This window comes from Algoriphagus namhaensis (assembly GCF_042649705.1).
In the GTDB taxonomy this organism is placed as follows: Bacteria; Bacteroidota; Bacteroidia; order Cytophagales; family Cyclobacteriaceae; genus Algoriphagus; species Algoriphagus namhaensis.
Window position 1 is genome coordinate 656,281 of sequence record NZ_JBHRZS010000006.1, and the last position, 11,416, is coordinate 667,696.

The following is an 11,416-nucleotide window of genomic DNA, read 5'->3' on the forward strand; positions in this document are numbered from 1 at the left end:
CTTTTAAACGAATGAAAAAATGAAAGCAAAATCAATTTTTGGTACTTCGGCTGAAGAAATAAAAACCGCACTAGAAAATGCAATGGTGGACCATTTTAACCCAACATTGGCCGTTGTTTTTGTTTCGGTAAAACAAGACCGAAAGGCTATTTGTGACATCTTAAAGTCAAAGGACATTGAGATTTTTGGAGCTACCTCTTGTGGAGAGTTCATTAACGATCACCAGAGCGAAGGGGAAACCGTAGTTCTTCTCATGGATGTAAAAAGGGAATATTTCACCATAATCATTGAAGATGTAGAAAATGAACAGGTAGATAAGGCAGCTTCCAACATTGCAAAAAATGCTTTAGATCACTTTGAAAAGCCGACGATGCTGTTGACAAGCTGTGGCGTCTATGGCAATGGAAAATATTTTGATGGCGAAACCTTGGTCAATGTTTTGGTGAAAGAGCTAGGCGAAGACACAATATTTTTTGGCGGGATGGCCGGTGATGATTGGGGCATTGTAAATAGCTATGTGTTTACGCATGAAAAAGAGTCTGATAATGGTATCGCCGCCTTAGTTTTTGATTCAGACAAAATTTCCCTTCAGGGGATGGCTATTCACGGCTGGCAACCTCTGGGAATTGCGAGGAAAATAACAAAAAGTGTAGGCAATATGGTATATACCATCGATGATAAACCTGCTGCTCCCTTGTATTTAAAATATTTGGGTATGGCCGAAAAGAAGGAGGAAGAAAGCTTTGATGTCTTCAAGGATCTGTCAATTCAATACCCCTTCATCGCTACAAGAGAGGATGGAGAATCGATCATCAAGTCACCTCGATCAATAGATGCTGAGACGAATGCCCTAGAGATGGACATCCCGATGGAAGAGGGCACTGAGTTTCACTTTGCCACGCCCCCTGATTTTGAAATTTCGGACGAAATTATTGCTCAGGCAACTGAATTGAAGAGCAGCATGGATGGTGAACCTGAAGCTATGCTTATTTTCTCTTGTGCGGGTAGGCCACCCGTTCTGGGGCCCTTGACTAAACTCGAGAATAACGGACTGGCTGAAGTCTGGCAAGTACCTATGGCTGGTTTTTACACCTATGGGGAATTTGGGCGAACAAAAGGAGGAAAGCAGCATTTTCATTCCGCCATGTGCTGCTGGGTAACCTTGAAAGAAAATAAATGAATGAGCAGATAAAATTATTAGTTGATTTTTTTCAACAGAATAAGAACATTTCTGATCAGGAAAAGGAAATCCTGACCAAAGCAGTAAAGCGTTTGGAAAGTGACCTGGAACTTGCACAATTCAAGCTCGATCGCACAGAAAAAGTAAAACGGACCACAGCAATCCTGCTTGAAGAAACTATCGAGGAACTCGAGCTGAAAAGAAAAGCGATAGAAGAAACCAATTCAGCACTTGAAAATTCTTTGAAGGACCTCAAAGCTGCTCAAGCTCAACTGATCCAATCTGAAAAAATGGCCTCTCTCGGTGAACTAACTGCCGGCATCGCCCATGAGATCCAAAACCCACTGAATTTTGTAAACAACTTTTCGGAGCTGAGCAATGAGCTCATAGATGAACTAGAGGAGGAAAGAGCTAAGAGTCAAGAGTCAAGAGATGAGACATTGGTCACCGAAATATTAGGTGATATCAAGCAAAACCTAAGCAAAATCAACCTCCACGGAAAGCGGGCAGATGCTATCGTAAAAGGTATGCTTGAACACAGCCGCACCAATAAAGGAGAAAAGGCCCCAACCGATTTGAATGCGCTAGCCGATGAGTTTGTAAGACTTTCCTATCACGGAATTCGTGCAAAGGATAAATCATTTAATGCCGATTATAAACTGGAACTCGACCCGAATCTGCCAAAAGTAAATGTGGTTGCTCCAGAGATCGGAAGGGTAGTTTTGAACCTGGTGAATAATGCTTTTTATGCGGTGAACGAAAAGGCAAAATCAAGTCCCAGTAGCCATCGGGATGAGGGATACAAACCAGAGGTGGTAATCAGTTCGAAGCAGACCAAAAAGGGAGTCGAGCTCTCCGTAAAGGATAATGGAAAGGGTATACCCGAACACATTAAAGAAAAGATCTTCCAACCCTTCTTCACCACCAAGCCCACTGGGTCTGGAACGGGATTGGGTTTATCTCTATCTTATGATATTGTAAAGGCCCACGGAGGGGAATTGAGGGTCTGGAGCGAGGAAGGAAAGGGAACAATATTAAGACTGCATATACCAATTTCATGAGGATTTGATTTCATTTTTTAGACATATCCGCCAGAAACTACTCTCCCAAAATAGAGTCACACGATACCTAATCTATGCCCTCGGGGAGATATTATTGGTCGTGATTGGAATTCTCATAGCTCTTCAAGTAAACAATTGGAATGAGGACAGAAAAGCAAAAATACAATCCCTTAGTTACTTGGAAGAGTTTAAAAAGGACCTCGTCAACGATACGATTAACTTTAACAGAATTCTAGATTTAATTGAAACTCAATTCCAATATGAATCTTGGGCCCTTACATACCTTTCCTACCAGCCGCAGCATATGGATAGTTTACAAAGAGCCTTTTTTTCCCCATATTTTAATCAACCAATCTCGGACCGAACTTATCAAAAACTTCAATCTTCCGATAATCCTAACTTGGTAGGATTCCCGGCACTTTTTGAAATGATTACTTTTTACTATACCGAAGGAAAGTTTTTGGTAGACATGTTTAACGAAAGTGAAAAATCCTTTTTCGTCAACAATAAGTTCCATGAAAATTTGAGTAATCAATTTGAAATCACTCTCCCAGATTTTCCAATGATGGCCACTGAGGCTGAACAAATGGAAACGCTTTATTCCATGGCAGAATCCATTGAGGGAAGGAATTTTATTATGGAAAAATATTTGCGCAGGAAATCTATGATTAACGTTTTCAATGATGTTAAGAAGAAAGCAAAATTATTGATTATAGAAATTGACAAATACCAACCTTAATCATGATCTCCTTCTTCCGTAAAATCCGTCAGAAACTACTACAGCAAAATCGGGTTACCCGATACCTAATTTATGCCTTGGGGGAGATATTGTTGGTCGTGATCGGAATTCTGATTGCACTTCAAGTGAATAATTGGAATGAGGAGAGGAAACAAAAAAAACAAAAAGGCATCCTCTTAGAAAGTCTAAAAACAGAATTTGAAGAGAATCAAAATCGGTTGAATACCTTGCTTAGTTTCATAGCCCAAAGGGAAGACTATGCGAGAAGCCTCTTGAAACTACTTGAGGGACTCCCCTCCCAAGTGGACAGCGTAGAAACGGTCTTCGCTCTGGAAAGAGCTGGATTTGTTCACTATTTTAACCCAACCCTTCCCACCTATGAGGAAATGAAATCCTCGGGAACTTTAAGTCTAATCGAGAACAAAGATTTGAAAAGGCGAATGGCTGAATACCAAACATTTCTGGAGTACAGTTTCAGAATAGAAGATGGAAACAAGGAACCCATCCAACAATACTCTGAGCGTATCTTGAAATATATGGATCCCGATTTTGGGGATGTGAACATCACGGATAATGAATCAAGAAAATATGCTTCTGTCAAATTTGACCTTGAAGCCATGTCAAATGATCCTGAAATTCAGTATCTTCTAAAAATTATTATCCAAAAGAGTGTAGCTGAAGCCGGATACAAGGAGCGGATCTTCAAACCGAGATTAACCAGAATTATAGATTTGATCGAAGAAGAAATAAACCAAACAGCGGATAAACAAGGCTAGAGGCTTGTTTTGATCTTCTTTTTCATGCTCCAATAATTTATTTTGTTGCTTTCAGGCACTAGTTATTTAGACTGTTTTTTTAATGAAAAAGCTTATTCATAATCCATTTTTTTGGGTGTTTCAGTTCTGTGTTTTCATCTTAATTTCCTTAACTGTAGGCGCCCAGAACTTGTCCCATAATGCAGTTTTCAACAACCTCACGGCCGAAGACGGCCTCCCAACTACTTCTGTCACCAGCGTGAGCCAAGATACCTTTGGCTACATCTGGATTGGATCTTGGGATGTGGCCTTTCGCTATGATGGCAAGTCTTTTGAAAAACTTGCATCTCTGGGCCAGTTAACTGCAGGTATCGCGCATGAGATTAAGAATCCACTCAATTTTGTCAATAATTTCTCCGACCTCAGCCGAGAGCTTATCAAGGAGGTATTTGAAGAATTGGAAAATGTTGACGATTCGGATACCAAGGAAGAAATCATTGCTATCCTAAATGACGTGAAGTCCAATCTCGCAAAAGTCCATGAGCATGGTACTCGGGCAGACAGCATCGTCAAATCCATGTTGCAACATAGCCGGGCCTCTGGCAATAAGCGAGAAGAAAAGGCCTTTAATCCATTAGTGAAGGAATTTGTGAACCTTTCCTTCCATGGCATGCGGGCAGGAAAATCTCCAATCAATGTGGAAATAGAATTTCAATTGGATCCTGAAGTTGGCAAAATCTCATTAATCAGCGAGGATTTTTCCAGAGTGATTTTAAATCTATCAAACAATGCATTTGATGCCATGCGGGAGAAATTAAAATCCTCAGAGTCGGGTAGATACATTCCAAAACTTACCGTGAAAACTTCAAAGCTAAAGGACAAAGTGGCTTTAAGTATTGAAGATAATGGCCCTGGCATCCCTGATCAGATCAAAGATAAAATCCTGCAGCCATTCTTTACCACCAAAAAAGGGACTGAAGGAACCGGGTTAGGATTGAGTATTACGCATGATATTGTGAAGGCACATGGAGGAGAACTTAAAGTAGAGAGCCAAGAATCAACAGGCAGTGCTTTTACGATTCAAATACCAATTACATGAAAAAACTATTCTGTATTTCATTTCTTTTCTTGTTGCTTCCATTAATTTCTATAGGGCAGCAATCTGAAAATGAAAATTTAAATTCTCTGCATCTCACATTGAAGAAAGCATCCAATGATACGCTTCGCATGGATAGTTATAGGGAAATTGGTTTTTACTATCAAAATGGCAATCCTGACAGTGCGTTATATTATCACAGGCTTCAATTAGAGTTATCGAAAAAGCTTAAGATGAGATTATGGGAAGCAGACGCATATCAGCAAATCGGTTATGTCCAAGTCCTTCGGGTTAATTTTCCTGAATCGCTGCTATCATTTTTCGAGGCCTTTAAAATTGCGGAAGACGAAGAAAGTGAAAAAAATGCATGGAATGTATCGCGCTTCTCTTTATCCAAAAATCCTCAAGAAGCTAGATTATCGATTCTTGGAATGATTCATAACGATATTCACCGGCTTTACAAAGCTACGGGCAAACCCGATCAAGAAAGAGAAAATTTATTATCCGTCCTTCGAATTGGCGAATTGACGCAGAATAGAAAATTGTTAACACTTAGCAACAGAGGATTAGGAGAATTTTATCTCGATCAGGGCATTGCAGATTCAGTTCTCTATTATTTAAACCAAGCACGCAACTATTATCAAACTTCGAAATATCAATTACAGCGAGGGAAACTCTATGAGATCATTGGAAATTATTATTTCCAGGAACAAGAATATGATTCGGCATTAAAAAACTACAATGTCGCCACCCTAATCAATATTGAACAAAGCCAGCTCCAAAGTTTGGCATCTACCTATATCCAAATGAGCAAGGTCTATTTTATAAATGACAAATTAGACTCAAGCGAATATTTTGCACAGAAAGGGATACAAACAGCCCGTGAGGGAAATTTTTATACCACTATCGCTGATGGCAATTTTCAGCTCTATAAACTAAATGAGAAAAAAGGTGAACTGTCACAGGCTATAGCCTATTTATCTACCGCAAAAATAATTACTGATAGCTTAAACGAATCCTTTACGGATAAGCTTATACAGTTTCAAAATATCATTCTTGATGAACAACTGGCCCTGAAGGAAAAGGAAAGAAAGGAAATCGAAGAACGAAACAGATTGAGGACATACTCTTTTCTAGGTGGTGCTGGAATTTTTATCGCAATAGGCCTTTTGATGTATCGAAACAACCGTCAGAAAACTAAAGCAAATAAAAAGTTAGAAGAAACTCTCCATGAGCTCCAAACCACTCAAGTCCAACTCATCCAATCCGAAAAAATGGCCTCCCTTGGAGAGCTCACAGCCGGTATCGCCCATGAGATCCAAAACCCACTGAATTTTGTCAATAATTTTTCAGAGTTGAATAGCGAATTGGTAAAAGAAGCGGTGGAAGAATTAGAAAAAGGAGATATCGAAGAGACAAAGTTTATTCTAAAAGATCTGGGAGATAATTCAGATAAAATAACCATCCACGGCAAGCGGGCTGATGCCATTGTAAAGGGAATGCTGGAACATAGCAAAAGAGGCTCAGGCCAAAAGGTACTTACCAATCTCAATGCACTGGCAGATGAATTCTTGCGACTGAGTTACCAATCTTTTTTGGCAAAAGAACCCGATTTCAAATGCGAATTAAAAACAGACCTGGCTACTGATCTTCCACAGGTTTCGGTAATTCCCCAAGATATCGGTAAAGTTCTTCTCAACCTGATCAATAACGCTTTCTACGCCGTTCACGAAAAATCTAAATCTTGTCCAGAGGGCTACAAACCAGAGATAATTGTCAGTTCTAAGAAAACTGAAAAAGAAATTGAGCTCTCCGTACAAGACAACGGCCCGGGAATCCCCGACTCCATCAAAGAAAAAATCTTCCAACCCTTCTTTACCACAAAGCCTACAGGTTCTGGGACTGGATTGGGTTTATCATTAAGCTATGATATTGTAAAGGCACATGGGGGTGAATTGAGGGTCTGGAGCGAGGAAGGAAAGGGAACAATATTTAGACTGCATATACCAATTTCATAAGAATTTGATTTCATTTTTCAGACATATCCGCCAAAAACTAATTCAGCAAAATCGGGTAACCCGATACTTAGTCTATGCCCTTGGTGAGATATTATTAGTCGTCATTGGAATATTGATCGCCCTGCAAGTCAATAATTGGAATGAGGATAGGAAATCAAATAAAGTATCCGCCCAAACTATTCAAAAATTGCAGGCAGAATTATCAGAGGTAAAAGCGGAAATTGAAGAAGCTATTGAGGTAAATGAAATGATTCTTTCCTGGGCTGATGGTTACCTACAATCCTCTTCTTACGTGGACTCGCTTAAAGCTGAATACACACGGATTCTACTTATGACCAGTTATGTATCATTAAGGGTAGATTTGCCGGTTTTAAATCAAGAATTAAGTTCAGACCAATTAATCAGAGAAGAGCCTGATCTCACAAATAAACTCAGATCCATAAAACTTGGGTATGAAGAAGCTAGCTCAATTCGTGATATATCTAGATCCCTGTGGAATGAAAATGTTATTGGGTACTATTTCGATAATCAACTCTTAGTGTTGTACAATGCATTCCTAAGAGGACAAGATTATAATAAGGAGGAGGTCATTTCTCTGCTTTACGATGAAGAATTCAAAAATGTAGTTGCCTTGACCACCTTGTCGAATGCTCAATTAACCAGAAAACTTAAAGAGCTTTTAGTCCATATTGATGAAACCCTTCAATTAATTGATCAGGGTTTGTAATGCTGCGAATATTCAGACATATCCGCCAAAAACTTATTGACAGACAAAAATTCACACCTGTATTCTCTACGCCATTGGTGATGAGGAGTGTCAACATCACAGATAATGAATCAAGAAAATATGCTTCTGTCAAATTTGACCTTGAAGCCATGTCAAATGATCCTGAAATTCAGTATCTTCTAAAAATTATTATCCAAAAGAGTGTAGCTGAAGCCGGATACAAGGATCGGATCTTCAAACCGAGATTAACCAGAATTATAGATTTGATAGAAGAAGAAATAAACCAAACAGCGGATAAACAAGACTAGAGGCTTGTTTTGATCTTCTTTTTCATGCTCCATCAATTTAATTTGTTGCTTTCAGGCACTAGTTATTTAGACTGTTTTTTTAAATGAAAAAGCTTATTCATAATGCATTTTTTTGGGTGTTTCAGTTCTGTGGTTTTATCTTAATTTCCTTAACTGTGGGCGCCCAGAACTTATCCCAAAATGCAGTTTTCAATAATCTGACTCCGGAAAATGGGCTCCCCACCACATCGGTTACAGACATCACTCAAGACTCTTTTGGCTTCATTTGGTTAGGAACTTGGGATGGCGTTTACCGCTTTGATGGTAAGAACTATGAAAGATTTTTTTATTCGGGACGCTATGTAGAGGCAGATCAAGCGGGAGGAGTTTGGGTATCCATGGAGGACGGGGATATAGGATATTTTGATCCTGAAACGGAAGAAATTAGCTTATTCCAAAATGTAGATGAGAATCTCAGGTACCTAGGGATCAGGGTTCTTGAAAAAAGCGATGTTTTGGTGGGCACAAGCCTTGGAATCAAGCGTTTTGATCCTATTTCTAAGACTTTCAAACTGGAAGAAGGACAAAATGAGGGGAGAATACGAGAAATGAACGTGGGCAATGACGGACGGTTAAATTTCCACTTAAATATTAAAGGAAAACTCTTTTTAGGTACTCGATCCCCCGAAGGAAAATACAGTTATGAGGATTTTCCCTTAGACAAAAACAGCCCTGATACCAAGCTATTTTATCAAAGCTTTCCAACTATTGTGTTCCCATATGGGGATACAGGAACGATCATTTTAAATCCAAATGGTTTTGCAAAAAGAAAAAATCCGAAAGAGGAATGGGAATTTTTTAAAGTCAGCCAGCCAGATCTTTTAATAGAAAAAGGCTTTGAAAATGATAATTCCTACGAGCTTCAAGATCATTTTATCTGGCTAAATCAGATCAATTCCATTAGTAGGATCAACTTAGAAACAGCAGAGATGGAAACTATAGACTCTGATGTCAATAATTCTAGAGGGCTCCTACCCTTGGAAAGTGAATCTGGTTGCAATTTATTTATAGATCGCCAAGGGGTTTTGTGGGCTACAAGATTTTCTTATGGGCTCAGTTTGCTCAATATATACCAGTCAGATTTTGGTTTGCTCCGAGATGAAAATGGAAAGGTAATCGCAGATATTTTATCGGCATACGAAATGAAGGATGGGAGCTTTTGGGTGGGAGCTAGGACCTCACTTGAAAAGGGATTAATTCATTTTTCTAAAGACGGAAAAACCATTTTAAAACGCATAGGAGCTGGAGATTCACGTCCTCCGGGAGGAAAAACTATCTCAAAAGACTTAACCCACCCATACGCATGGGAAATTTTTGCCGCTTCTGATGGAACCCTCTGGGTAGGAACTGGTTCCCCAGGTCCAAACAGTGGAGGCCTTAATCGGATATCACCCAATTCTGATCAGATTATTCGCTACAAAAATGACCCATCAGATCCTAACTCACTCTCCTCTGACTGGATTTTTAACATTATGGAAGACCGCCAAGGAAAACTTTGGATCAGTCATTCGAGCGGCATTGATGTTTTTGATCCAGATACGGAACAATTCTCACTTATCGATCCAGAATCGAAATATGAAAGACTGCGAGGAAATTTCATTGACCCTAATGGAAAACTAGTAGGTGTGTTAAGAGATTCAGTTGAAAGCTTATTTACGATCGATACCAAAACCAAACAGATACAAATTCATGAGTTATTCAGTGAAAAAATAATACCCTACTTTGCAGCGAACCCCGTAGTTGATAATCAAAATAGGGTTTGGATTGCTCTTACGGACGGTTTAGGATATACCGATTTGACCTATGAAAAATTTATCCACTGGGTAGATTTCAAAGAGACGGAATTTCCTGATATAGAGGTCAGAGCTTTCAGTTATGATGATGAGGGGAATATTTACTTGGCAACATCTGATGGCATTCTTCAATATTTCCCCGAATCAGGCAATTTCCGAAAGTTTGGATATGAGCGTGGTCTTCAATCTTTACGCTTTGATAGGCTAAACCATCGAGGTGCCTCTGGAAAAATTTACTTTGCGGGAACAAGTGGAGCAAATATTTTTCATCCGGATCAAATCAAAACCAATCCCTATTCACCCCAAATACTCTTTAAGAAAATCCGACTAGATGGAGAAAACTATCAATCCTTTTTGGACTCTGTAGAAAGAAAACCCAACCACCTACTTTCCTCGCTCCTAATTCCGCCTGGTATCACTACCCTTAGTATTGAATTTGCTGCCATTCATTTTGGGGGAAATGGACAAAATCCTTCCCAATATAGACTGCTTGGATTTAATGAAACCTGGCAGGATGCAGGCACCAATGGAACCCTAACTTACACTAATTTGCCAGCGGGAGATTATGTCCTAGAGGTAAAATCCATGAATTTGGACGGAGTCTGGAATGAAGAACCTTTCACCCTCAATATCAAAGTGTTACCTCCTTGGTATCAAACTTGGTGGGCCTATACCCTTTACTTCGCTCTATTTATTCTTCTTGCTTACCTATTTATTCAGGAGCAAAGAAAAAGAGCTGCCCGCATCGAACGCGAAAAATCCAAAGATCGTGAGCTAGCTCAAGCCAAAGAGATAGAAAAAGCCTACTCCGAGCTAAAATCCACCCAAGCCCAGCTGATCCAATCCGAAAAGATGGCCTCCCTTGGAGAGCTCACTGCAGGCATCGCACATGAGATACAGAATCCGCTGAATTTTGTGAACAACTTCTCTGAAGTAAGTGAAGAGTTGGTAGATGAAATGAATGAGGAACTGGACAAAGGAGATATTGAAGAAGCCAAATTCATCGGGAAAGACCTGAAAGAAAATCTCTCCAAGATCAACCATCATGGCAAACGGGCAGATGCTATAGTCAAAAGCATGCTAGAGCATAGCCGAACCAATAAAGGAGAAAAAGTTCTTACCGATTTAAATGCACTTGTAGATGAATTTGTACGGCTCTCCTATCATGGCCTTCGAGCAAAAGACAAGTCCTTTAGTTCCGATTTTAAACTACATCTTGACCCCGATCTACCAAAGGTGGATGTAGTTGCTTCAGATATCGGCCGGGTGATTTTGAATCTGGTCAATAATGCCTTTTACGCAGTAAATGAAAAGGTAAAAACTGATCCCGATAGGGATGATGATTACAACCCAATGGTAATTGTAAGTTCTAAGAAAACGGAAAAAGGAATCAAGATCTCTATCCAAGACAATGGCTCGGGCATCCCAGAACATATCAAAGAAAAAATCTTCCAGCCCTTCTTCACCACAAAGCCTACGGGCTCTGGTACGGGATTGGGATTATCGTTATCTTATGATATTGTTAAGGCGCATGGAGGGGAGTTGACCGTAGAATCAAAAGAAGGCAAAGGCCTGACCCTTGAGGAATCGGGGACGGAATTTAGACTGATTTTACCTCTTGCCTAGAGTAAAACCAATTTTAGTGATTCGAATAGATGATGTTGCATCAGAAGTACATAGAGTAAAATTGAAGGGAAAAA

Annotated in this window: 9 protein-coding genes; all 9 read left to right on the forward strand. The window is 39.6% G+C overall.

Translation table 11 applies throughout. The features are described from left to right. The first annotated feature begins 19 nt into the window (after positions 1-19). The 9 genes from ACFOSV_RS06500 to ACFOSV_RS06540 all read left to right on the forward strand — a co-directional run bounded on the left by ACFOSV_RS06500 (position 20) and on the right by ACFOSV_RS06540 (position 11,342). Positions 20-1,180 carry an FIST signal transduction protein gene (locus ACFOSV_RS06500; RefSeq protein WP_377904597.1) on the forward strand — a complete coding sequence of 387 codons (1,161 nt, stop codon included), beginning with the start codon at positions 20-22 and terminating at the stop codon, positions 1,178-1,180. Further along, positions 1,177-2,241, forward strand: a complete 1,065-nt coding sequence (locus ACFOSV_RS06505; RefSeq protein ID WP_377904599.1) for a sensor histidine kinase — start codon at positions 1,177-1,179, stop codon at positions 2,239-2,241. The genes ACFOSV_RS06500 and ACFOSV_RS06505 overlap by 4 nt, the downstream gene beginning before the upstream one ends. Before the next feature lie 4 nt (positions 2,242-2,245). Further along, on the forward strand, positions 2,246-2,980 hold the full coding sequence (locus ACFOSV_RS06510) for a DUF6090 family protein (RefSeq protein ID WP_377904601.1): 735 nt from the start codon (positions 2,246-2,248) through the stop codon (positions 2,978-2,980). 2 nt (positions 2,981-2,982) lie between these two features. Continuing rightward, positions 2,983-3,756: a DUF6090 family protein gene (locus ACFOSV_RS06515; protein WP_377904603.1), complete on the forward strand. Its 774-nt coding sequence runs from the start codon at positions 2,983-2,985 to the stop codon at positions 3,754-3,756. 82 nt (positions 3,757-3,838) lie between these two features. Next, on the forward strand, positions 3,839-4,834 hold the full coding sequence (locus ACFOSV_RS06520) for a sensor histidine kinase (protein ID WP_377904605.1): 996 nt from the start codon (positions 3,839-3,841) through the stop codon (positions 4,832-4,834). Next, entirely contained in the window at positions 4,831-6,849 is a 2,019-nt protein-coding gene (locus ACFOSV_RS06525) for an ATP-binding protein (RefSeq protein WP_377904607.1), read from the forward strand. Before ACFOSV_RS06520 ends, ACFOSV_RS06525 begins: the two co-directional genes overlap by 4 nt. Before the next feature lie 4 nt (positions 6,850-6,853). Further along, complete coding sequence (locus ACFOSV_RS06530) at positions 6,854-7,576, forward strand: DUF6090 family protein (protein WP_377904609.1); 723 nt, start codon at positions 6,854-6,856, stop codon at positions 7,574-7,576. Next, on the forward strand, positions 7,576-7,884 hold the full coding sequence (locus ACFOSV_RS06535) for a hypothetical protein (RefSeq protein ID WP_377904611.1): 309 nt from the start codon (positions 7,576-7,578) through the stop codon (positions 7,882-7,884). The genes ACFOSV_RS06530 and ACFOSV_RS06535 overlap by 1 nt, the downstream gene beginning before the upstream one ends. A gap of 83 nt (positions 7,885-7,967) precedes the next feature. Then, complete coding sequence (locus tag ACFOSV_RS06540; RefSeq protein ID WP_377904613.1) at positions 7,968-11,342, forward strand: sensor histidine kinase; 3,375 nt, start codon at positions 7,968-7,970, stop codon at positions 11,340-11,342. Positions 11,343-11,416: the final 74 nt, after the last annotated feature.